Raw genomic sequence first — 23,045 nt, 5'->3', positions numbered from 1 at the left:
GGCTACGGTCCGGCGGGGGATGGCCGAAGCGGCGTCACCGCGGTAATGGCGCAGCAGCTCCGTTCGCACCCACACGCCCTCCCCCAGCAAGACACGTACGAGAAGCCGATCCGGGGCCGTCTGCGGCTTCCTCCAGCGGCGGAGATGCCTGGGCCGCAGTGACGAGGAGTTCGTCGTCGAGGCGGAGGAAGTCAGCAAGCGCTCGCTGCGCCGCGGTGAGCGAGTCCAGCCCGGGCGGGACCGGTGGTTCGACATCAGCGTCAGCTTCGCGGCCGAAAGCGTCCTCATCGCGCTCCCAAGCGCCGTAAGCCGCCAGCCAGGCGAGGTAGAGCGGCCTGAGGTCACCGGCGGCGAGTTCGGTGCGAACTCCGACGATCGCCGGCAGCAGGTTCTCGGGGTCGTAGTCGAAATCGAACTCGCCGGTGTCGTCTTCACTCGTGAAGCCGAGCACGACGAACTCGCCCGCCACCCAAGCGCTCGCCCCCTCACCGACGCAGTAGTCCTCGACGACATCCGGATCGAGCAAGTCACGCGGCAGGCGGAACATCACGCGGTGGGTGCCCCAGTTGGCGACGTACAGGTGCGCGTCGTAGTAACGCTCCATCAGACGGCGCGGGTCACCCTTGAAGTCGCCCCAGTGATATTCGTTCACGAAGCTGGTAGCGCTGATCGTCGCCCGGGTGGACAAAGACCGGACTTCGGCCCGCTCGCCGACTTCCAGCGGCCGATCGATCGCCAGAAACTCGTAGTACTGGTATTCGCTCACGGCTCGTCTGGTTCGTCAGTGCCGGTGAACGGCTTCGCTCGGAAACTCGAGTCGTCTCCGAGGTGGAAGAACAGATGCCCCTCGATCGTGTCGCCGACCAGGATCGCCCAGCCGCGTCCGCTGACCTGATCGCCTTCGTCGACACCTTCCCAGGTGAACTCGACGCCGGGCGAGCCGTCACGTTCGATCGTGCGGCAGTCCAGCCACCCGGTGACGGCGATGACCCTGATCTGCCCGGTTCCGTCGGCGGCGAACTCGATGAACCCGGGTTCGTCCAGGTCGATGTCTTCGCGGTCCCAGCCACTCATCGCCACGAGCCGCCACCGGCCGACCAACTGCTTCGAGGACTTCGGCAAACGTCGAGTCACGAGATGGCAGAGTAGTCAGGCCTTCGCGGATCGGTTCACCCGTGCTCGCCGGTCGCACGTGAACCACTGTTCCCGTGCGGCTGGAGCTCGCCGCTCAGATCGAGTCGAAGAACCCCGGGTGCACCGTGACCTGCTCGACCAGCTCGGTGGTGATGCCCAGTTTGTGCTCCCGCAGCAACTCCACGAGCTCCTCGCCATCAATGAGGTCGAGCGGCGGGGCACCGTCGCGAGTGGCTTCGGCACGAGCCGAGGCGGTGAAAGTGCCGGTGGTGATGAGCAGCCCTTTCTCGCCGCGGCCGATCATCGCGCCGCGGAAGTCGCGCACCTGCGCTGAACCCACCGAGCCGACATAGCGCTTGCACTGGAAGAAAACGGGGAACGAGACGAGCGACATCCGGTAGGTTCCGACGCCGTCGATCCCGCCGTCTCCGGATCGGCCGGTGACGGCGACGTTGATGAATCCGGCTTGGCGCAGAAGCCGTTGGCACAGCCGTTCGAACGCGTCCGGTGCCATGGCCTGGAGCGCGGCCAAGGCTGTGGCTTGCCAGTTCTGTTCGATGTCGTCATCGCCGTCGAGTACGCCCATGGTTTCGTCGTCGCCGGAGCCAACGGACGAGAGGGTCGATTCCGAGGTGGCACGTTTCTTGTTGTCTCGCGTGTCCATGACGCGACGCCGCTCGACCTCCGCCTGGTCGACCTCCTGGCCGTCCTTCGTCAGCGCCCACACGCCACGACTCACGTTGTCCAGCAAGTCCCGCTTCTTCGCGAACGTGCGGGCCCAGCTCAGCCGGTAGGGGATCTCCAGCCCGTTGTTCCGGCCGTCGAACTGCTGCTGCTCATCGGTGAAGCCTTCGAGCTGCGCGACCTTGTCGTTGATCTCGTCGATCCGGCCGGAGCCACCCAGCTCTCGCAGCGCACGCACGACCGGCCAGACCAGCGTGTGCGCCGGCGGAATCTCCACGTTTTTCTCTGCGGTGGTCACCGATCGACTTCCAGTTCTTGAATCGTCCAGTGCGGTCGTCCATCGTCGCATGGACGTTCACGGCTGTTCCGCCCACCGGGCCCCGTACACCAGCCCGGGAGTGAGGTGACGGAACTGCAGGTGGACCTCCCCCGCTGCATCCACCGGAAGCGCCCGCCCCCGGTAACCCGGGTCCGAGATGTCCCTCTCGAACGCGCCGTCCAGAGTAAGTACCTCCGCCGGTCCCGCCTTGCCGAACCGCACACGCAGGTCGAACACCTCACACCGGTGGCGCGGGACGTACACCATGTGTGTGGCCGGCTCCGCCGCGAACACCGCCGCGAACTCCCACGACTCGCCGCGGGACAGCGGGCGGGGCAGCTCCACGGCGCAGCCCTCCGAAAGCGTTCCGCCGTAGAGGACCATGCCGTCAGGTGCGCCGGCAGCCAGGTCGAAAGACCGAAGACCGTCCTGGTCCGCCACCACCCGGTGCTGCTCGAACACGCACGGCTCGTCGAGCACCAGTGCGACCGTCAACGATGCCGTGTGCCAGTTTCCCGGCGACGAGTTGTCCGGTGCGCCCATGGCCAGCTCCGCCAGCAGCTCTATCGCCTCGTCCACGCGACGCCGCACCGTGCGGGGGTCGCGGTCGAGGCGGTCCGCTGCCCAGCGCACCCGATCCTGGTACAGCGGCTGGCGGGCCTCCGGCGAAATCGCGAAGGCCGCCAGCGTCGCTACCCGCAGGTCGTCCGGGAGGTGGGCCGCCAGCTCTGACAGCCGGCCGGACACCTTGGTGCGGATCGCCACCATTCCGTCGGACTCCGCAATCGCGCACGTCGATCGAAGCGATGGACCGACCCGGTCCGGCAGCCTGCTCGCCTGCAGACCCCGTCCCTTGCGGAGGGACTTCAGCTCCCGGACCAGTTCAGCGCGCTCCACGGTCGTCTCCTTCAGTGCGTTTCCATGGCAACCCCCTTGCGGACCCCCGTTGGGACAGGGTGCGGTCAGCCGGTGGACGGGAAGTGGACAGAACGTGCATCACCGAGGCGATCAACGCCGTTCCCATGCGGACCCCGTCGCGGCCCAGGTACGTGCGGAACGTGCCGATGCGGTCCAGCGCCTCCTGGTCCGCGTCGCCCACGCCGAACGTCACCACGAGGGGGCAGAACGGCCAGGCCGGGTCCGTCAGCGAGGCGAACGCCGACGGCCAGGTCACCGGGTCCGTGGGCTGGCCGTCGGACAGGAAGAACACCAGCGGGCGGTGGACGAGCAGCCGGTGGCGCTCCAACGCCAGGACGTCGCGGTCGATCAGAGTGCGCAAAAACGTGAACAGCGGGCCGAAGTTCGTGCCCGCGCACGGGCCCGGCTCGGGCAGCTCGGCGAGGTCGTCCATCGGAAGCAGGGACTGGACCACCTGCGGCTTCTCCCCGAACCCCACCACACTGCAGAACACGCGGCCCGTGACCGACGCGTCCGCGTGGACGGCGCCGCGGAACTCGCGCAGTCCCGTGGTCAGCTCGTCGAAATGGTCGGCCATCGAAAGCGAGATGTCGCAGGCCACGTAGCACGGCAACACGTCGGACCCCATACCGGTTTCTCCTTCACCCCTGATTCGAACCGGCGGAGTCTGGCAACCCCGCGTGTATCGAACGTGCAAGAAATGCGGATTACCGAAACCCGGACGGCCGATTGCGCGACATCAAAAGAGGACAGCAAGCTGACGCCGGGGAGGCCGCGTGGAGTTTCGGATGCTCGGCCCGCTGGAGGCGTGGCACGACGGCGCGCCGGTGCAGCTGGGTGACCAGCAGCAGCGGTTCGTCCTCGTCGTGCTGCTCCTGCACGCGAACAAGCCGGTGACGCCCGCGCGCCTCACCGAGATCGTCTGGGCCGGCCGGGAAACCCGCCCCACGCTGGTGCGCAGCTACATCAAACGGCTCCGGGACGTCGTCGGGGACGCGACCATCGAAACCACCCCGACCGGCTACCTGCTGCGGGTCGGGGAGGACCAGCTGGACACCGCGCGGTTCGCCCGGCTCCGCGCCGAAGCCGCGGACGTCCGCGGCGACGACCCGCGCCGGGCCATCGCGTTGCTGCGCGAGGCCGTCGGCCTGTGGCGCGGGAAGTTCCTCGAAGACATCGACATCGACCGCGTCGGCGGGTCCGAGGTGATCTCGCCCGACGAGAGCTACCGCGACGTCGTCGGTGACCTCGCCGAACTCGAGCTCGAGGCCGGTGACCACCGCTCGGCGCGCGACCGCCTGCGGCCGCTCGTCCAGGCCGATCCGGCCAGTCAGAAGCACGCCGAGCTGCTGATGCGCGCGCTGCTCGCCGGCGGCGACCAGGTCGGCGCACTCCGCGTCTTCCACACGACTCGCGACGCCCTCGCCAAGCTGCGGATGGCACCCGGGCCGGTGCTGCGCAAGCTGGCCGCGCGGGCCGAACAGGGCGATCCGCCCAGCTCACTGCCGTCCCGGCCCGGCGGGTTCACCGGCCGGGCCGCGGAAATCGCCGCGATCGAGAGGGCCGCCGCGGCCGGGCGGCGCGCGGTCTGGGTCAGCGGCGCGCCGGGTGTCGGCAAGACCGGCCTGGCCGTCGAGGCGGCCCATCGCCTGCGCGACCGGTTCCCCGACGGCCAGCTCCTGGCGCGCCTCAACGGGTTCACCCCCGGTGTCTCCCCCACGAGCGTCGGCGACGCCCTCACCGAGCTGCTCATCGAACTCGGCGTGCCGGCCGAACAGATCCCGGCCACCGTGGGCCGGAAGATCACGCTTTACCAGACGACGCTCTGGGGCACCCGCACGCTCGTCGTGCTGGACAACGCCGCGTCGGCGGAGCAGATCCGGCCGCTGCTGCCCGAAGCGGACGGCTGCCTCGCCGTCGTCACCAGCCGGCGGATGGGCGACGCCGACACCGGCGAGCACATCAGGCTCTCGCCGTTGCCGCCCGAGGAGGCGGTCGAGCTGTTCCTCACGCTCGCCGGGCCGGCGCGGGTGCGCGGCCGCGCGGCCGAAGTGGCCGCGGTGGTCACGCGGTGCGGTTTCCTCCCGATGCCCATCCGCGTGGCGGCCGCGCTGTTCCGGCGGCACGACCGGTGGCCGCTGGAGCACCTGCTCCGGCTGCTCCAAGAAAACGGGCCGTGGGGCACCGAGGACGGTGACGGCACCGCCGCCGTGCGCGCGTCCTACCAGCAGCTCGGAGAGCCGCAGCGCGCCCTGTTCCGGCTGCTGGGCAGCCTGCCCGGGCCGGACGTCGACGTGGCAGGCGGGGCGGCGCTGGCCGGTTGCGACGTCACCGAGGCGCGGCTGCTGCTCGACGACCTGCACGAGGTCAGCCTGCTGGAGGAGGCCGCACCCGAGCGGTACCAGATGCTCGACCCGCTCAAGGAGTTCGCCGCCGCCGAGCCGGCTCCCCAGCCCGCGCTGGTGCGGCTGCTCGACTACTACCTCGTCACGCTGGCGGCCGCGGTCCGCGCCGCGTACCCCTTCGATCGTGCTCAGCTGCCCTCGACGACGGACCGGTCGTGCCCGGTGACGCCGGTCTTCGCCGACGCCGGCGCCGGGCTGCGGTGGATCGTCGCCGAACGCGACAACCTCGTGGCCGCCATCCGTTACGCCGCCGCGCACGCGCTGCCCGAGCACACCTGGCGGCTGGCCGTGCTCCTGTGGCGCTACCTGCACACGACGAACCAGTTCGAGGACTGGATCGGCACGCTCGAACTCGCCTGGAAGATCGTCTCCGCCGACGCGGGCAACGACTACGGCCAGGCGCACGTCCTGCTGCGGCTGGCCACCGCGCACGACCGGCGCGGGCAGCTCGCCGAGGCACTGGAACTCGCCGCGAAGGCGCTGCCCAAATGGCGCCGCCTCGGTGATCCGCGTGGCGAAGCGGCCACGCTGTGCGCGCTCGCCATCCCCACGATGGAACTGGGCCGGCACGACCAGGCGATGGCCCACCTCGAGGCCGCGCTGGCCAAGTACGAGCAGACCGAAGACCGGCGGGGCGAAGCCCACGCGCTGAGCATGCTCGGCTACCTCAACGAACAGCACGGCAACCTGGAAGTCGCGCTGCACCAGCACGAATCCGCCGCGCGGATGCTGCGGGAGATCGGCCACGTCCACGGCGTGGCGCACACGCTCAACAACCTCGGTTCCGTGCAGGAACAGCTCGGTCTGCTCTCCGAAGCACTGGCCAGCTACACCGACGCCCACGGGCACGCCGCCGAGGTCGGTGACCACTGCGTCGAGGCCTACGCGCTGAACAACATCGGGAACGTGTACCGGCAGCGCGGCCGGTACACCGAAGCCGTGCGCTACCACGACAAGGCCAGGGAGGTGGCGGCGAACGTGCCGGACGCCGACCTGCGCACCCAGCTCTACCTCGACCGGGGTGCGACGGCGCTGGCCCGTGGCGCCCGGCAGGAGGCGCTCACCGCCGGCAAATCGGCCCTGGACCTGGCCGACGGCAGCGGCAACCGCTCCTACCGGGCCCGTGCCCACCGCGGCGTGGCGGAGACGCTGCACGCAATGGGCGACCACGAAGGCGCCGTCACGCACTGGGCCGCGGCCGAGGACGGGTTCGCCGCGCTCGGCCTGCCGGAGGCCGGCGAAGTACGGGAAGAACGCTCGGCGCTCGGGTGTGTCTGCGGCCCGCGGTGAGCGGTCGCCGTGAGTGGCGGCGGGAAGGCCGCCACCCACGGCAGGCCCGTCAACCGTGCCAGGGGTTGCCGTCGGTGGTGTCCGTCGGCGTCGGGGTGACGACGGCGGCGGCCGGCGCCCCACCGGTGTCGTCCGCGGACGCCGCGGTGGAGCCGAGCAGCGGCAGCGCCGCGAAGGCGCAGATCGCGAGCGCCGGGCCACCGATTTTGAGCAGCTTCTTGGACATGACGAATCCTCCTCGGAAACGGTGATTTCTGAGCGCTTCGGATAATTTCCTGGCGCACCACCGAGGATTCGCTCCGCCACATTGACCGACAAGGGGTTTCCTGTTTCACAAACGAACAGGAAACAGTTTCCTCCGTCGTATCCACGCGCTGTCCACTTCTTGTCCACACGCGGCGCGGATGCTGCGCAGGCACACCCGGAGGCCGCGTTCTCGAGGGGGGAACGCGGCCTCCGGGCTCAGCGGGCCCGCACGAGGCCGGTCTTCGCCACCGGGATCGCCGCGACGACCAGCGCCCCGGCCAGGAGCAGGGCCGCCGCCGTGACCAGCGTGATCACCGTCGTCGTACTGGTCAGCAGGGCCCCGAGGACCGCCACGCCGAGGGCCGCGCCCGTCTGGCGGGCCGCGTTCAACGCCCCGCCGGCGACGCCGGTCAGGTCGGGCGGCGCCGCTGCGACCACCGCCGTCAGCAGCGAGGGGATCGCCAGCGACACCCCGAAGCCCAGCAGGGCCAGCGCGACCACCGACAGGGCCGCCGAGGTCGAGCACGCCTGGATCAGGGTGCCTCCGGCCATCAGCAGAAAACCGGCCAGCGCCGGAATCCGTGGCCCGACGCGAGCCACCAAACGGCCGGTGAAAATCGGGTTGAACGCCGTTGGAATCGTCAACGGGAGGAACGCCAATCCCGTCATCGACGGCGGGTAACCGCGGGTCTCCTGGAAATACAGCGACAGCACGAACAGCACGCCGGACAAACCGAAGTTCACGATCGCGCCCGCCGCCAGCCCCAGCGGGAACGCGCGAGCCCGGAACAGGCGCGCGGGGAGCGTCCGCTGGGACCGCACGAACACCGCGGCCGCGGCGGCGGAGAGCACCAAGGCGCCCCACGACCAGCCGCGTTCGATCAGGGCGTAGACCAAGGTCGACAAGGCGACCACGGCGGATACCTGGCCCACGACGTCGATCCGGCCGGGCCTCGCGGGGGTCGAAGGCGCCGAGCGGGCCAGGGTCAGGGCGATCAGCGCCACCGGGACGTTGACCAGGAAGATCGCCCGCCAGCCGAACGCCTCGGTCAGGAGGCCGCCCAAGAGGGGGCCCGCCACCAGGCCCGTTCCGCTCACCGCGGCCCAGACGCCCATCGCCTTCGCCCGCGCGGCGGGTGCCGGATACGCCACCGCGATCAGCGACAGCGACGAAGGCACCAGAAGGGCTCCTGCGACGCCGAGGAGGGCCCGGAGCGCGATCAACAGGGACGTCGAGAACGACAGCGCCGACAAACCGGACAGGGCCGCGAACGAGACCAGGCCGGCGAAGAACACCCGGCGGGCGCCGAAGCGGTCCGACCACGCTCCCGCCGCCAGGAGGAACGCGGCGAACGTCAGCGTGTAGCCGTTCGAAATCCATTGCTGCGCGGGCAATGAAGGAGACAGGGCCGGAAGCGCGACCGTCACGATCGTCGTGTCCAGCACCAGGAAGTAGCCCAGCGAAAGGCCGATGAGGAGTCTTGCCACGGGGAAAGCCTGGACGCTCGGTGACATCGATGGAAGCAGGCAGTTACGATGGCCGGTATCGGGAACTCCGATGGGGGAGGCCATGGAACTGCGCCACCTGCGTACCTTCCGCGTCGTCGCGCGGACGCTCAACTTCACCCACGCCGGCGCCGAGCTGCACTACGCGCAGTCCAGCGTCACCGAGCAGGTCCAGGCCCTGGAAGCCGAGCTCGGCTCGAAGCTGTTCGAACGCGGGCGGCGGCTACGGCTCACCGGCGCCGGCGAACGGCTCGTCGGGTACGCGGATCAGGTGCTCGAACTCGTCGAAGAAGCCCGGGCCGCGGTGGACGAGGAGCGTGGCGAACCCGAAGGCGACCTGACCATCGGCGCGTTGGAAACACTGTGCGCGCAACGGATCCCGGTCCTTTTCGGCGCGTACCGGACGAGGTGGCCGCGTGTGCGGGTCAGGCTCGAAGAGGGCAGCCGCGGCGAGCTCTACCAGGCCGTGCAACGGTCCGAAATGGACGTTTGCTTCACCTTCGGCGACGCGCCCGCCGACCCGGCTCTCGCCAGTGCGTCGCTGGGCACCGAACCACTCGTCGTCCTCGTCCCGCCGGGACATCCGTTGGCGGACAACGACGAAGTCCGGCCCGGCGACCTCGACGGCGCCGGTTTCCTGGCGACGTCCAAGGGCTGCGGCTTCCGGGAGATGCTGGACCGGATCGACGGGCCCGTCGTCGAAGCCGAGGTCGGCAGCCTCGCCGCCCTCGCGCGGTGCGTGGCCGCCGGGATGGGGTGCGGGATCGTGCCGGCCCTGGTCGAACCCGGCGGTGCGGTCGCCGTCCCGCTGGCCGGCGCGACCACCGACGTCACCATGACGTGGCGGCGGCGCGACGAGCACAAACCGAGCATCGCCGCGCTGCTCGCCACCGCCCGCCTGCTCCGGCCCGCGATGACAACGGCTTGACCTGCTTGCCGCCTTCTCAAAAGCCCGTCGATGTGAAAAGCTGCTGGACAGTTGGCTCTTGACAACGTTGTCACCCGGGAGGTGCGCCCATGGGGTCGCAAAGCAGACGGCTGGCCGCCGCAGCCGTCGGGCTCGTGGTCGCCGCCACGATCCAGCCCACCGCACACGCCGAGGCCGCGGTCGACCCGGTCGGCCTGGTCAACCCGTTCGTCGGCACGCAGAACTTCGGCAACACCTTCCCCGGCGCCAGCGCGCCGTTCGGGATGGTGCAGGTCAGCCCGGACACCGGCGGGCAGGGCGGCTACGACTACCTGCAGAACGCGATCTACGGCTTCAGCCAGACGCACCTGTCCGGCGTCGGCTGCGGCGTCATGGGCGAGCTGCCGATCATGCCGACCACCGGCGCCGTGGACAACGTTGACAAGAACGCCTACAAGTCCGAGTACCGCCACGACGACGAGCACGCCGAGCCCGGCTACTACCGCGTCGGCCTCAAGAAGTACGGGATCAACGCCGAGCTGACGGCGACCGCGCGCACCGGGTGGCAGCGCTACACCTTCCCGTCGACCGGGGCCGCGAACGTCCTGTTCAACACCGGCCAGGCCAACCAGTCCGTCAAGGACTCCGAGATCCACGTGGTCGGCGACCGGACGCTCGAAGGGCGGGTGAAAGCCGGCGGGTTCTGCGCCGGGCACGACGAACACACCGTCTACTTCACCGCCACCTTCGACCGCCCGTTCAGCTCGTTCGGCACCTGGCGCGATTCGACGCGCACGCCCGGCAGCCGCGACGCCGCGGGCACCGGCGGCAACGGCGCCTGGGCGAGCTTCGACGCGACCACCGACCACGACGTCGTGCTCAAGGTCGGCCTCTCCTACACCGGCCTCGACGGCGCGCGGAAGAACCTCGCGGCGGAGACGTCGAACTACGACTTCGACGCCACGCGTGCGGCGCTGCACCAGCAGTGGGTGGACCGGCTCGGCGCGATCAAGATCGCCGGCGGCACCACCGAGCGGCAGACGGCGTTCTACACCGCGCTCTACCACGCGCAGCTGCACCCGAACCTGGCCGGCGACACCGACGGCGCGTACACCGGCTTCGACGGCAAGGTGCACGCGGCGAGTGGGTACACGCCGTACCAGAACTTCTCGCTGTGGGACACCTACCGGCCGCAGAACCAGCTGCTCGAGATGCTGGAACCGCAGGTCGCGCGGGACGTCGCGCTGTCGGTCGTCGCCATCGGGCGGGACGGCGGGTGGCTGCCGCGCTGGGCGCTGGCCGAAAGCGAAACGAACATCATGACCGGCGACCCGGTGACGCCGTTCCTCGTCGAGGCGTGGTCGAAGGGCCTGCTCGCCGGGCACGAAGAAGAGGCGTACGCGCTGCTCAAGAAGAACGCGACGAGCACGCCACCGGCGGACTCGCCGTACAACGGCCGCTCCGGCGTCAACCACTACAACGAGCGCGGGTACATCCCGAGCGGGCTCGAACTGGGCAAGGACTGCGCGGCCAAGGGCGGCGACAACGACTGCGAGCACCCGGCGTCGGCGACCATGGAGTACTCGGCGGCCGACGCGGCGCTCGCGCTGATGGCGCGTGGTCTGGGCCACCAGGCCGACGCGCGGATGTTCGCCGACCGCGGCCAGTGGTACAAGAACCTCTGGGACTCCTCGATCCGGCAGTTCCGCCCGCGCACCACCGAAGGCACCTTCCTCACGCCGTACAACCCGATCGACGCCGACCACCAGTTCCACGAGGGCGGCGCCTACCAGTACCAGTGGCTCGTGCCGCAGGACCCGGCCGGGCTCGTCTCGTTGATGGGCGGCAGGCCGTCGACCGAGCAGCGCCTGGATTCCTTCTTCGCCTACGGCAACCTGCTGAAGGACCCCGCCGGCACCGCGCGAAAGGACTGGATCGCCAGCCCGTACGACTACTACGGCAAGGCGACCTACAACCCGAACAACGAGCCCGACCTGCTCGCGCCGTACATGTACAACTGGGTCGGCGCGCCGGCGAAGACCGCGACCGTCGTCCGTGCGGCGATGACGCTGTTCACCACCGGGCCCGACGGCATGACCGGCAACGACGACCTCGGCACCATGTCGGCCTGGTACGTCTTCTCGTCGCTCGGGCTGTACCCCACGATGAGCGGTGCGAACTTCCTCGCGGTGTCGAGCCCGCAGTTCGAGTCGGCGACCGTCCGGATCGGACAGTACGGCTCCGCGCAGGGCGGCACGCTGACGGTGTCGGCGCCGGGGGCGAGCGACGCGAACCGGTACATCCAGAGCGTGTCGCTCAACGGCCGCGACGTCCGGAAGACGTCGCTGGACTGGTCCGCGCTGGCGCACGGCGGAACGCTTTCGCACAAGCTCGGGTCGAAGCCGTCTTCGTGGGGCACGTCCGCCGCCGCGGCGCCGCCTTCGGTGAACAACGCCGTGGGCGACCTGCGACGCCACGTGGACGCGTCGCTGCGGCAGACGTCGGTGGTGATCCCCGGGGGTGCGGCGCAGCAGGTCCACCTCGACCTGGACGTCCTGGCGCAGAACCCGGTGCTGCAGCCGGTGACGGTTTCGGTCACGGCACCGTGGAAGGCCCAGGTGCAGCCGGTGCAGCTCATCTGGTCCGGGCGGCTGCCGGTGCAGCAGACGGTGCCGATCACGGTGAACGTGCCGGCGGGCGCGGCGCTCGGGACGTACCCGGTGCAGGTCAAGGTGTCCGGGCTGGGCGCGAACACCGTGACGCGCTCGGCGACGGTCGAGGTCCGGACACCGTCGGTGTGCGTCCCCGCGGGAACGCAGTGCGCGGTCGACCTGGCTCGCGACCGCAACCACGACGGCACGGCGACGGTGACGGCGTCCACCGAGGGCAACTTCGACGGCGGCGGCTGGAGCTACGACGCGGCCCTGCTCCCGGCGGCGGGCCCGGTGGTCTGGGACGGCGTCACGTACGCGGCTCCGGACGCTTCGGGGACTACGCCCAACTTCGTGGAGGCCCGTGGGCAGTCGCTGCTGCTCCCGGCCGGGCAGCACACGGCGTTGAAGCTGGTCGGGGCGTCGCACAACGGCCCGGTGTCGACAACGGTGACGGCGCACTACACGGACGGCACGAGCGCCGACCTGGCACTGACGTTCGGTGACTGGGCCGGGTCGGGAAGTCCGGTGGTGCTCGAGATGCCGCACCGGATCAAGGCCGGCAGCGGCGTCGATGGGCCGCCGGTCCGGCTGTTCGGGATTTCGGCCGGGCTGGACGGCGGGAAGACCGTGCAGTCGGTGAGCCTGCCGAACGATCCGCGGGTGGAGATCTACGCGCTCACCCTGGTGTGACGGTCCGGTTCGCCTGACACTGTGAGTGTCGCTCCGTCACCCGCGGTAGCATGCTAACTAGCATGTCAACTAGCATGTCAACTAGCATGTCACCGGGGTGACGGAGCAAAGGTGCACGAAGAGGAGCTCGCCGAGATCGTCGAAAACCTCCGGCTTGTCGGCAGCGACGTCTCCGACGTCGAAGTCAAGAAGGCCGAGGGCGGGCTCCCGCGCTCGGCGCGCGAAACACTGGTGGCGTTCGCGAACACCCGAGGTGGCACCCTCATCCTCGGTCTGGACGAGCGGTCGGGCTTCACGGCGACCGGCCTCTCCGACCCGGCGAAGATGTCGTCCGACCTCGCCGCCATGTGCGCGGCCGACATCGAACCGCCCCTGCGGCCCCACATCGGCATCCACGACTTCGAAGACGTGACGGTCCTGGTCGCCGAAATCCCGGAACTGCCCGCCCATCGCAAGCCCTGCTTCAGCCGCGGCGCCGGGATGAGCCAGGGGTGCTTCGTCCGAGTCGGTGACGGAGATCGAAAGCTCACGAGCTACGAAGTCCAGCTCCTGCTGGCCAACCGGGGGCAGCCCCGCGAAGACGAGGCCCCGGTCCCCGGGACCGGCCCTGCCGATTTCGACGCCGCCTTGGTGACAGCGTTCCTGGCCAGGCTCCGCACACGTCGTCCCTATGCGTTCAGCGAACTCGATGCCGTCTCCGCCCTGCGGCGGGCGAAAGCTTTGGTCAGGGACGAGAACGGCGCCGACGTCGCCAGCGTGGGCGGTCTGCTTGCCCTCGGCAGCTACCCGCAGGAACACTTCCCGCAGCTGATGTTGACCTTCGTCCACTACCCGACGACGGACGGCGCCGACACCACGACAGGCGAGCGCTTCGTGGACAACGTCGTCGCCGAGGGACCGATACCCGTCATCGTCCGCGACGCGCTCCTCGTCGTGCGGAAGAACATGACACGCCGATCGGTTGTGCACGGAGCGGGACGCGCGGACATCTGGCAATACCCCGAGGCCGCCCTACGCGAGGCCATCGTGAACGCGCTCGTCCACCGCGACCTCTCGCCCGAGGCGCGGGGCACGCAGGTGCAGGTCGAGATGTACCCCGATCGGCTTACCGTCCGGAATCCCGGAGGGCTGTTCGGGCCGGTGACGGAAGACAGGCTCGGCGAGGAAGGCATCTCTTCGGCGCGGAACGCCGGCCTCCTCCGCGTCCTCGAGGACGTGCCACTGCCGGGAGGCACCCAGGCGATCTGCGAAAACCGCGGTTCCGGGATCCGGACGATGATCAACGCACTTCGCGCGGCACGCATGAGCCTGCCGGAGTTCAAGAACCGCGTGAGCACGTTCAGCGTCACCTTTCCCAACCACACGCTTCTCGGGGAGGAAACGGTCGATTGGCTCAAGTCGCTGGGCGAACACGGCCTGTCGGAAAGCCAGTGCGTCGGCCTCGCGATCCTCCGGGAAGGCGGCCACCTCGACAACCAGACCTACCGGACGGAGACCCGCGTCGACTCCCGCGTGGCGACCCAGGAGCTTCGCGATCTGATCGCCCGGGAACTGGTGGTGCAGACCGGGAACCGGCGTTGGGCGCGCTATCGGCTCGCCCCCGCTCTGCTGCCGGCTGCCGACGCGGCACCGATCACCGGTCCGCGGAGGGCGGACCGCCGCCGGGAAATCCTGGACGCCCTGCGCCAAGGGGAACGGTCTCGGCTCGAACTGGCCACAGCGACCGGTCTCACCGACCAAACCGTGGCGCGATGGCTTCGCATCCTCCGGGATGAAGGGCTCGTCGAGACCACGGAGGAGAACGTACGCAACCCGGCCACGCGGTATCGCCGCACCGGCAAGATCGCGCTGGGCGAAGACGGCGAAATGTAAAACACGCGTCGCCGGTGGACCGTTCCGCCAGGTTGGACTCTCCGCACCCCGGCAAGCGTCAAGCGACGATCCGCGGTTCCGACGCGAGCCGCGACAGGACGTGGGTCAACCGCCGGGCGGCGACGTCCCACTCCTCCAGCGCGCTGCCCCGGCCCAGCGCTGCCGTGCGCAGTGACCGGCGCAGCTCCGCGTCGGCGTACCAGCGGTGGAGCGCGTCGGCGAGGGCGAACGGGTCGTCCGGCTCGACGAGGAGGCCGGGCATCTCGCCGTCGGCGTCGACGCCGAGTGCGTCGTACACCCCGCCCACCTCGGTCGCCACCACCGGGATGCCCCTGGCCAGTGCCTGCGCCACGAACATGCCCGACGTCGCCGCGCGGGCCGGGATGACCAGCAGGTCCGCCGCGTTGTAGGCCGCGCCGAGGTCGACCGCGTCGCCGGCCAGCGTGATCCGGTTGCCGAGGCCGAGCCGTTCGATCGACCAGCCGAGCTCGTCGACGAACGCGGGGTCCGCCGTCAGCGAGCCGGCGAAGACGCACGACAGCGCCAGGTGGTCGATCTCGCCGAGGGCCTGGACCAGCACGTCGTGGCCGTTGCGACGGGTGACGTCGCCGACGCACAGCAGCCGCGACACGCCGTCCGCGCCCGCGGCGAGCGGGGCCGCGTCGGTACCGGGCTTGGCGACGTAGACGCGGCCGGGGTCCAGGTCGTGGCGGTCGATCAGCAGCCGGGCGAGCCACGGGCTGGTCGCGACGACCATCCCGGCCATCCGCAGCGTCTCGCGCTCGCAAGCGTCCAGCTCCGCGGCGTGCGCCGGAGCCAGCCCCGGCTCGTCGGCGAGGGCCTGGTGCACCAGCACGGCCAGCCGCAGCCGGCGCGCGTGCGGGACGACGATCTCGGGCACGCCCGAGGCGATCGTGCCGTCGAGCAACACGACTGTCCGGTCCGGCAGCGCGGCGAGCGACCGCGCCAGCCGGCGTCTCGACGTCGCGTCCGGCTCCGGCCAGTCGCCGGCGATCGGCAGCTCCAGCACCGGCTGCCCGACGGCGGGCAGGTTCTGGCACATCCGCTTGTCGTAGGTGTCGCTGCCCGGCGGTGCGGCCGGGAGGATGAACACCATCGGGTCGGCGGGCCTCACCGCGCGCGCCGGAGCAGGTCGGGTTCGGGAACAGACACGGCTACCTCCAGCGTGGATCGACGGCGGTGACGGCTCATACGTCACACGCACGCCGGGCCGCGAAGGTTCAGGTGCTCTGCGAGTCGATCATCCAGATGCCGCCCACCTGAACCAGGGTGAAGGTGTCGTTCTCGGGCTTCCCGCCGTCGTAGAGGACGGTCGCGGTCACCCGGTTGGGTCCGACCTCGCGAGGATTGCTCACGTTCACCTGCTTGTACTTGCCCCAGAAGCTCTTGTACGTCTCGTACGTCTGGCTGCGGGAAGCCTTGAAGCGGGGGGTGAGCAGGTTCCACGCCGCCGCCGGGTTGCCCGGCAGCAATCCGTAATAGGCGGTGAGCGCCTCGACGGCGGACTTCGACGAAGCCACGGTCGAGATCGTCGGCGAGGTGGGCGGAGCTGAGGACGCCGAGGTCGGCGGCGTCGGCGAAGGGGAAGACGACGGCGTGGGCGTGGCCGACGACGGCGTCGGCGAGGCCGAGGTGGACGGCGACGGCGACGTCACCGGCGGGGCGGCGGTGTCCTGCGGGGCCTTCTGCCGCACGACCAGCAGGATCGCCACGACGACCGCGACGCACAGCAGCGCCGCCCCCGCTCCGACGGCGATCAGGCCCTTGCGCGCGCCCGGGGACACCGCGGTGACCTCCCCCGTCGGCACGGTGACCGCGGCCGGCACGGTCGGCACCGCCGGCGCCTCGGTTCCGGGCACCGTCGCCGCGAGCACCGAATCCCCCGGCTCGGCGTCGCCCAGCAGCGCCACCAGCTCCTGCTCGACCTCGTCCATCGAAGGGCGCTCGGCCGGCTCGCCGGCGAGCATCCGCAGCAGCAGCGGCGTCAGCCGGCCCGCCTTCTCCGGCGGGACGGTCTCGCCGCTGGACGCCTTGTAGAGCAACGCGATCGGGTTGTCGGCGACGCCGTAGGGCGACTGGCCCTCGACGGCGGCGTACAGCGTGGCGCCGAGCGAGAAGACGTCGGCGGCGAAGTCCGCGTCCTCGCCACGGGCCACCTCGGGCGCGAGGTACGCGGGCGTGCCGGCGATCTCGCCGGTGGCCGTCAGCTTGACGTCACCGATCGCGCGCGAGATGCCGAAGTCGGTGATCTTCGCCGTGCCGTCCTCGGAGACCAGGATGTTGGCCGGCTTCACGTCGCGGTGCACGATCCCGACGCGGTGCGCGCCGGCCAGCGCCGAGCTGATCTGCGCGCCGATCCGGATGGCGTCGTCCACCGTGGCCGGCTCCTCGCCGAGCACGACGGCCAAGCTCTTCGACGGCAGGTACTCCATCACCAGCCACGGCCGGTCCTCCTCCTCGAGGACGGCGAACACGGTGATCGCGTGGGAATGCTGCAACCGGGCGGCGATCCGCGCCTCGCGCATGGCGCGGTTCTTCGCCTCCTCGGTGCGGTGCTCGTCGTGGTCGTGCGGCAGCAGGAGTTCCTTGATCGCCACAGTGCGGTCGAGCTTCTCGTCCTGGGCCCGCCACACCGTGCCCATCGCGCCGCCGCCGACCGGCTCGATCAGCCGGTACCGATCGCGGATCCGGCGACTTTCCACGAGCATCCACCATTCTCCGAAGCGGCCGACGAGATCCGGTCAGCATGCCAGCCTGCGCGGCCGACCGGTACCAACGTAACCGAAATCCTTGCGTGGACAGCGCAAAAGTGCGCTGTGGCGCCGCCCACGGTGTACCCAGGAATCCTAACGAACAACCCCGTATGCCCGATCAAGTGCGTCCACGATCTCCTTGCGCAGCCCGGCGCCGACGGCGATGGTCGCCGCGGAACCGACCGTGTGCTCGCTGCCGTCGCGGTCGACGACGACGCCACCGGCCTCGCGCACCAGCAGCACGCCGGCCATGGTGTCCCACGGGTTGTTGGACAAGATCAGTGCGGCGTCGAGCTTTCCGTCGGCGACCCAGGCGAGGTCGATCGCCGCGGTGCCGAGCATCCTGATCTTCTGCGCCCGCGCGCCGAGGTCCGACAGCAGCGTCAGCCGGGCGCGGTTCTTCTCCTCGGCGAGCTCGCCGATCGCGAAGTCGCCGACGGCGATCATGGCGTCCGACATCTCCGTCGCGGTGGACGCGCCGACGCGCTCTCCGTTCGCGAAGGTGCCTTCACCACGCAAGGCCGTGTACGTGACACCGAGGTACGGCAGCGCGATCGCCGCGACCGTGCTGTGCTCGCCCTCCACCAGCGCCAGGGAAATCCCGCAGAGCGGAATTCCGCGCGCGAAGTTCGCCGTTCCGTCGATCGGGTCGAGGGCCCACCAGCGGCCGCCCGCGGCACCGCTGCGGCCGCGCTCTTCTCCGAGGATGCCGATCTCCGGCGTCTCGGCGGTGAGGAACTCCCGCAGCGCGTCCTCGACGGCGGTGTCGACGTCGGTCACCAGGTCGCGATCGCCTTTCGCGGAAACGGAAAAACTCGGGCGCGACCTGACGATCTCCGTCGCCTTCGCCACGGCTTCGCGCGCGACGTCCAGTAGTGCGGCATGCTCGGTCATGCCACCAACATAGAGAAGGGACGCGTCCATGACCGATCTGTTCCCGCTCGCCACCACCGTCGACGAGCAGGAGCGGCGGGCGTCGGTGGCGGTGCTGCCGATCGGCAGCTTCGAGCAGCACGGCGCGCACCTCCCGCTGGTGACCGACACGGTGATCGCGGCCACGCTCGCCAAGGCCCTCGCCGACGCCCACCCCGTCCTCCACCTGCCGCCGCTCACGATCTCGTGCTCGCACGAACACGCCGGGTGGGCGGGCACCGTGAGCATCTCGGCGCGCACGCTGCACGCCGTGGTCACCGACATCGCCGCGTCACTGCGAGCGTCCGGGGTGGACCGGCTCGTGCTGGTCAACGGGCACGGCGGCAACTACGTACTGTCCAATGTGGTCCAGGAAGCCGCCGGCACGATGGCGCTGTTCCCCGGCGTCGCGGACTGGCAGGCGGCCCACACCGCGGCCGGCCTGCGGACGTCACTGGACGACGACATGCACGCGGGCGAGCTGGAGACGTCGATCCTGCTGCACGCCCACCCGCACCTGGTCCGGCCGGGTCACGAGACGGCCGACCACGTCGCCGACCGGGACCACCTGCTGACGCTGGGCCTGCGGGCGTACACGGAGTCGGGGGTGCTCGGCCGTCCTTCGCTGGCCAGTGCGGCCAAGGGGCACGTCGTGCTGGACACGCTGGTCCAGCGCTTCTCCGGGGTGCTCGAGGTGCTGGGCTTGTCGTGAGTGGCAATGAGGGTTCCAACCCGAATTGCCACTCACGAGGGTCAGGAGCCGGCGAACGCCTGGCCGAGGTGCGGCAGCAGGTGGGCCATCCGCTCGGCCTTGGTCCGCAGGTACCGCAGGTTCTCCGGATTCGGCGGAACGAGCAGCGGAACCTGCTCGCTGATCCGGATTCCGTAGCGCGTGAGCTGTTCGACCTTCGCCGGGTTGTTCGACAGCAGGCGCACCGACCGGACCCCCAGGTCCTGGAGGATGCCCGCCGCCGCGTGGTAGTCGCGGGCGTCGACCGGGAGGCCCTGTGCCACGTTCGCGTCGACCGTGTCGAGGCCCTCGTCCTGCTGCAGCCGCATCGCCTCGAGCTTCGCGAGCAGGCCGATCCCGCGGCCCTCGTGGCCCTGGACGTAGACCAGCACGCCCGAGCCCTCCTCGACGATCCGGTCCAGCGCCACCGCCAGCTGGTCGCCGCACTCGCAGTGCGTCGAGCCGAAGACGTCCCCGGTCAGGCATTCGCTGTGCACCCTGGCCAGGGTGCCGAGCGGGCCGATCTCGCCGTACACCAGCGCGACCTGCTCGGTGCCGGTGCGGTCGAGGTACCCGACCGCGCGGAACGTCCCGTGCCGGGTCGGCAGCCGGGTTTCGACGACCCGCTCGACCACGGCCCGGCGCGGTAGACCCCCGGCAAGATCACTGACGTCACTTGCGGTCATGACTTCAACCCCACTTCCGATTCGATCCCGGTGTCGGCCGCCGTGCGCGGAGCGGGCACGACACCGGTGTGCGGAGCGCGGGTCTCGCGGAACCCGGCGACGCTCCGGACGAGCAGGACACCGGCGCCGGGCAGGCTCGCGACCAGCGTGAGCACGCCGTAGACCACAGCGACGGTGACACCTTGGGCGGCTCCCAGACCGGCCGCGCCGAAGAGCAGGGCGCAGACGCCCTCGCGCGGGCCGAAGCCGCCGACGTTGAGCGGGAGCCCCATCGCGAGCAGCGCGAGGACCATCAGGGGCACCAGCTGCCCCACCGGCGCGGCCACCCCGGCGACGCGGGCGGCGACGACGAACAGCGTCAAGTGCCCGGCCAGCGTCGCGGCCGACAGGAAGCCCACGCCGGGCCAGGTCTCGCGGCTGAAGAGGCCGAGCCGCAGGTCGGCGAGGGTGACGGCGAAGCCGCGGCGCCACTTCGACGGGCTGTGGATCCAGCGCCCGCCGAGCAGGCGGCCGACGACCAGCGCGGCAACGGCGGCCAGCACGAGTACCACCCCGGCGACCACGACGACCTCGCGGAACGCGTCCGGCACGACCCCCGGCGACGCCAGCACGACGGTGACCGCGGCCCCGACCAGCACGATCTGGCCCGCGGTGCGTTCCAGGACGACGGCCCGCACGCCGCGCGGCACGTCTCCGCTGTCGCGGCCGTGCTGCACCGCGCGGTGGACGTCACCGAGGACACCGGCGGGCAGCACGCCGTTGAGGAACAGCGCGCGGTAGTAGTCGGCGACGGCGGTGCGCAGGGAAAGCCGCAGGCCGAGCCGGGTGGCGACGATCTGCCAGCGGCCCGCGCTGAACAGCGTCGTCGCGAAGCCGATGCCGAGCGCGGCCAGGACGCCGACGGCGCTGATCCGGCCGAGCCCGTCGAGGAAGGCGGCGCTGCCGAGCTGCCAGACCAGGACGGCGAGGATGCCGGCGGCGCCGAGGATCCGCAGCCAGGCCAGTGCGCGCTTCACGCCACCGCTCCCGAGCTCGGCGGCAGGACCAGCAGGTCGCCGTGCTGGACCACCGCGTGCAGCTCGCCGGCCTGGGCCAGGTCCAGCCGCCGCCGCAGGTAGCCGTCGGCGGCGGGGCGCAGGTCCGGGCGCTGCTCGACGGCGGCGCCGACCCAGCCTTCGAGCCACTGCCGCTGCAGTTCGGCCTCGTCCGGGCCGAGCTGCCAGGCGCTGCCGGCGCGGACGACCGTGGCGCCGAGCCTGCGGAACGCGGCCGCGGCGACGTCCACCGCGTCCGGGCCGAGCAGCTGCCTGCCGCCCGTGGTCCGGCGCTGGTGGGCGTTGAACGCGGCGGTGACCTCGTCGTCCAGCGGGTCGGCGGGCGAGAGGTCCACCCGGCCGGTCACGGAGAGCACGAACAGCGCGGCGCAGCCCGCTTCGACGATCGCCGTGGCCAGCGCGGTGACCTCGGCTTCGGTCAGCAGGTCGAGCAGCGCGGACGCGGTGACCAGCGACGTCCCGGCGAGGTCCGCGGCCCGCAGCGCGGTGATGTCGCGCTGCTCGGCGACGGCGGTGACCGGGCTGCCGTCGAGCGCGGTGGCCGGCAGGGAGCCGCGGGCGTGGGTGAGCAGGTCGGTGTCGTGGTCGTGCAGGATCCAGCGCTGGGTGCCGGGCAGCCGGGCGGCCAGCCAGCGGCCGAGCGAGCCGGTCCCGCAGCCGAGGTCGCGGACGACGAGCTCCCCGCCGGGCGGCAGCTGCTCCCGCAGGGGTTCGAGGAGCTCGGTGGCGCGAGCCGCGGCGTCCGCGGGTTCACGCAGGTAGAGCCAGTCCGGCGCGAACGCGGTCATGCCACCGCCTCCTGCCGCTGCAGGATGCCGGCGATCCGGCGGGCGGTCTCGTCCCAGCCGGTCAGGCTCTCGCGGCGCAGCCTCGCCGACGCACGCAGCCGCGTCCGCAACGCCGGCTCGGTGAGCCAGCGGCGCAGGGCGGCGCCGAGCGCTTCGACGTCGTCACCGGGCACGAGCATCCCGGGCACCGAACCGTCCGGCGCGACGCCGAGGGTGTCGGGCAGCGCGTCGACGTCGGTGGTCAGGACCGGCACGCCGTGGGCGAGGGCCTCGGTGACGACCATGCCGAAGGTTTCCGCGCGCGAAGGCAGCACGACGAGGTCGGCGGTGTGGTAGGTCGCGGCGAGCGCCGGGCCGGTGCGCGGGCCGGTCAGCGTGAAGCGGGCGCCCAGCCGGTGCTCGCGCAACCGCTCGACGTACTTGGTCTCGCGGCGGATGCCGCCGACGCATTCGCAGGTCCAGCGCAGATCCGCGACGGTCTCGAGGGCCTGGGCGAGCACGCCCTGCCCCTTGCGGGGGGTCACGTTCGCGACGCAGACCAGGCGGGACACGCCGTCGGTGCCGATGGCCAGCGGCGCCGGGTCGACGCCCGGCGTCACCGAGTGGACGCGGTGCGGAGCCAGGCCGTGGTGGCTGATCAGGCGGCGCGCGGCCCACTCGCTGGTCGCGACGACCGAGCCGGCCGCCCGCAGCGTCTCCCGCTCCAGCGCGTCGAGCTCCGCGGCGAGCGCGGGCGGCAGGCCGGTCTCGTCGGCCAGCGGCAGGTGCACCAGCACCGACAGCGAAAGCCGCCGCGCCTGCGGGACCACGACCTCGGGCACGCCGCACGCGACCAGGCCGTCGAGCAGCACGGCCGCGCCCGTGGGCAGCGCGGACAGCAGGTGGCCGAGGACCGCGCGGGCCTCGGTGTCCGGCCGCGGCCAGCTGCCGGATACGGCGATCTCGTGCACGTCCAGACCGGCGGCGGCGAGCCGGTCGCACATCCGGCGGTCGTAGGTGTTGCCGCCGCTGGGGACGGACGCGTCGTCGACGTCCCCGGGGAGGATCACGTACAGGCTGTTCACAGGGCACGCTCGTAACTCGCCCAGGCGACGTGCGACTCGTGGAGCGCGACGGCGATCCCGTCGAGGCCGCGCGCGCCTTCGCCGAGGCGTCCGGCGTGGACGGCGTCGGCGAGGCGGTCGGCGATGACCTTCGCGAGGAACTCGGTCGAGGTGTTGATCCCCTTGAACTGGGGCTCCTCGTCGAGGTTGCGGTAGTTCAGGTCGCTGAGCACCGCCCCGAGCTCTTCCGTGGCCTTGCCGATGTCGACGACGATGTTGTCGTCGTCGAGCTCGGCCCGGCGGAAGGTCGCATCCACCACGAAGGTCGCGCCGTGCAGACGTTGCGCGGGGCCGAACACTTCCCCGCGGAAGCTGTGGGCGACCATCACATGGTCACGGACGGTGATGCTGAACACCAAGACCTCCGAGGCA

General features: G+C 71.1%; 20 protein-coding genes. 5 read left to right on the top strand and 15 right to left on the bottom strand.

Annotated elements, in window-relative coordinates; all coding sequences use genetic code 11:
- Positions 1–34 precede the first annotated feature (34 nt).
- From AB0F15_RS05930 to AB0F15_RS05910, 5 genes are all read right to left on the bottom strand, one after another.
- The gene (locus AB0F15_RS05930) at positions 35–766 is read right to left on the bottom strand and encodes a hypothetical protein (RefSeq protein ID WP_360265844.1); all 732 of its coding nucleotides are present in this window, start codon (positions 764–766) and stop codon (positions 35–37) included.
- Entirely contained in the window at positions 763–1,134 is a 372-nt protein-coding gene (locus tag AB0F15_RS05925) for a hypothetical protein (RefSeq protein WP_360265842.1), read from the bottom strand. Before AB0F15_RS05925 ends, AB0F15_RS05930 begins: the two co-directional genes overlap by 4 nt.
- Before the next feature lie 94 nt (positions 1,135–1,228).
- Positions 1,229–2,116, bottom strand: a complete 888-nt coding sequence (locus AB0F15_RS05920) for a restriction endonuclease (RefSeq protein ID WP_360265839.1) — start codon at positions 2,114–2,116, stop codon at positions 1,229–1,231.
- Between the two features lie 57 nt (positions 2,117–2,173).
- Entirely contained in the window at positions 2,174–3,034 is an 861-nt protein-coding gene (locus AB0F15_RS05915; protein ID WP_360265836.1) for a hypothetical protein, read from the bottom strand.
- Positions 3,021–3,683, bottom strand: a complete 663-nt coding sequence (locus AB0F15_RS05910; protein WP_360265833.1) for a hypothetical protein — start codon at positions 3,681–3,683, stop codon at positions 3,021–3,023. The genes AB0F15_RS05915 and AB0F15_RS05910 overlap by 14 nt, the downstream gene beginning before the upstream one ends.
- Before the next feature lie 148 nt (positions 3,684–3,831).
- Between AB0F15_RS05910 and AB0F15_RS05905 the strand changes: the two genes are divergently transcribed.
- Positions 3,832–6,750 carry a tetratricopeptide repeat protein gene (locus AB0F15_RS05905; protein ID WP_360265830.1) on the top strand — a complete coding sequence of 973 codons (2,919 nt, stop codon included), beginning with the start codon at positions 3,832–3,834 and terminating at the stop codon, positions 6,748–6,750.
- Positions 6,751–6,799: 49 nt separating this feature from the next.
- Here the strand turns inward: AB0F15_RS05905 and AB0F15_RS05900 are convergent, their stop codons facing one another.
- Both AB0F15_RS05900 and AB0F15_RS05895 read right to left on the bottom strand, forming a co-directional pair.
- On the bottom strand, positions 6,800–6,976 hold the full coding sequence (locus AB0F15_RS05900; RefSeq protein ID WP_360265828.1) for a hypothetical protein: 177 nt from the start codon (positions 6,974–6,976) through the stop codon (positions 6,800–6,802).
- Between the two features lie 236 nt (positions 6,977–7,212).
- Positions 7,213–8,484, bottom strand: a complete 1,272-nt coding sequence (locus tag AB0F15_RS05895) for an MFS transporter (RefSeq protein WP_360265826.1) — start codon at positions 8,482–8,484, stop codon at positions 7,213–7,215.
- Between the two features lie 70 nt (positions 8,485–8,554).
- Between AB0F15_RS05895 and AB0F15_RS05890 the strand changes: the two genes are divergently transcribed.
- The 3 genes from AB0F15_RS05890 (at position 8,555) to AB0F15_RS05880 (ending at position 14,625) form a co-directional block, all read left to right on the top strand.
- The gene (locus AB0F15_RS05890; RefSeq protein WP_360265823.1) at positions 8,555–9,430 is read left to right on the top strand and encodes a LysR family transcriptional regulator; all 876 of its coding nucleotides are present in this window, start codon (positions 8,555–8,557) and stop codon (positions 9,428–9,430) included.
- 89 nt (positions 9,431–9,519) lie between these two features.
- On the top strand, positions 9,520–12,753 hold the full coding sequence (locus AB0F15_RS05885) for a GH92 family glycosyl hydrolase (RefSeq protein ID WP_360265820.1): 3,234 nt from the start codon (positions 9,520–9,522) through the stop codon (positions 12,751–12,753).
- A 111-nt stretch (positions 12,754–12,864) separates the two neighbouring features.
- Positions 12,865–14,625 carry an ATP-binding protein gene (locus tag AB0F15_RS05880; protein WP_360265817.1) on the top strand — a complete coding sequence of 587 codons (1,761 nt, stop codon included), beginning with the start codon at positions 12,865–12,867 and terminating at the stop codon, positions 14,623–14,625.
- A gap of 58 nt (positions 14,626–14,683) precedes the next feature.
- Here the strand turns inward: AB0F15_RS05880 and AB0F15_RS05875 are convergent, their stop codons facing one another.
- The 3 genes from AB0F15_RS05875 to AB0F15_RS05865 form a co-directional block, all read right to left on the bottom strand.
- Positions 14,684–15,742 (bottom strand): glycosyltransferase, encoded by a 1,059-nt coding sequence (locus tag AB0F15_RS05875; RefSeq protein ID WP_360265814.1) that lies wholly within the window; start codon positions 15,740–15,742, stop codon positions 14,684–14,686.
- A 124-nt stretch (positions 15,743–15,866) separates the two neighbouring features.
- Complete coding sequence (locus AB0F15_RS05870; RefSeq protein WP_360265812.1) at positions 15,867–17,354, bottom strand: protein kinase; 1,488 nt, start codon at positions 17,352–17,354, stop codon at positions 15,867–15,869.
- Between the two features lie 138 nt (positions 17,355–17,492).
- On the bottom strand, positions 17,493–18,293 hold the full coding sequence (locus AB0F15_RS05865) for an inositol monophosphatase family protein (protein ID WP_360265809.1): 801 nt from the start codon (positions 18,291–18,293) through the stop codon (positions 17,493–17,495).
- 28 nt (positions 18,294–18,321) lie between these two features.
- Between AB0F15_RS05865 and AB0F15_RS05860 the strand changes: the two genes are divergently transcribed.
- A complete protein-coding gene (locus AB0F15_RS05860) occupies positions 18,322–19,023 on the top strand; it encodes a creatininase family protein (RefSeq protein ID WP_360265806.1) in 702 nt (233 codons plus the stop codon).
- Positions 19,024–19,064: 41 nt separating this feature from the next.
- Here the strand turns inward: AB0F15_RS05860 and ribA are convergent, their stop codons facing one another.
- Genes ribA through AB0F15_RS05835 form a run of 5 tightly spaced genes read right to left on the bottom strand, consistent with a single transcriptional unit; the run spans position 19,065 to position 23,029 of the window.
- Entirely contained in the window at positions 19,065–19,727 is a 663-nt protein-coding gene (gene ribA / locus AB0F15_RS05855) for a GTP cyclohydrolase II (protein ID WP_360265803.1), read from the bottom strand.
- Entirely contained in the window at positions 19,724–20,743 is a 1,020-nt protein-coding gene (locus AB0F15_RS05850; protein ID WP_360265800.1) for a lysylphosphatidylglycerol synthase transmembrane domain-containing protein, read from the bottom strand. The genes ribA and AB0F15_RS05850 overlap by 4 nt, the downstream gene beginning before the upstream one ends.
- A complete protein-coding gene (locus AB0F15_RS05845; protein ID WP_360265797.1) occupies positions 20,740–21,570 on the bottom strand; it encodes a class I SAM-dependent methyltransferase in 831 nt (276 codons plus the stop codon). Before AB0F15_RS05845 ends, AB0F15_RS05850 begins: the two co-directional genes overlap by 4 nt.
- The gene (locus AB0F15_RS05840; RefSeq protein WP_360265794.1) at positions 21,567–22,634 is read right to left on the bottom strand and encodes a glycosyltransferase family 4 protein; all 1,068 of its coding nucleotides are present in this window, start codon (positions 22,632–22,634) and stop codon (positions 21,567–21,569) included. The genes AB0F15_RS05845 and AB0F15_RS05840 overlap by 4 nt, the downstream gene beginning before the upstream one ends.
- On the bottom strand, positions 22,631–23,029 hold the full coding sequence (locus tag AB0F15_RS05835; RefSeq protein ID WP_360265791.1) for a 6-carboxytetrahydropterin synthase: 399 nt from the start codon (positions 23,027–23,029) through the stop codon (positions 22,631–22,633). The genes AB0F15_RS05840 and AB0F15_RS05835 overlap by 4 nt, the downstream gene beginning before the upstream one ends.
- Positions 23,030–23,045 lie beyond the last annotated feature (16 nt).

The sequence above is a fragment of the Amycolatopsis sp. NPDC026612 genome, from assembly GCF_040638285.1.
Classification (GTDB): domain Bacteria; phylum Actinomycetota; class Actinomycetes; order Mycobacteriales; family Pseudonocardiaceae; genus Amycolatopsis.
Note: the sequence above shows the minus strand (reverse complement) of the source record. Positions and strands in the feature narration are given on the sequence as shown.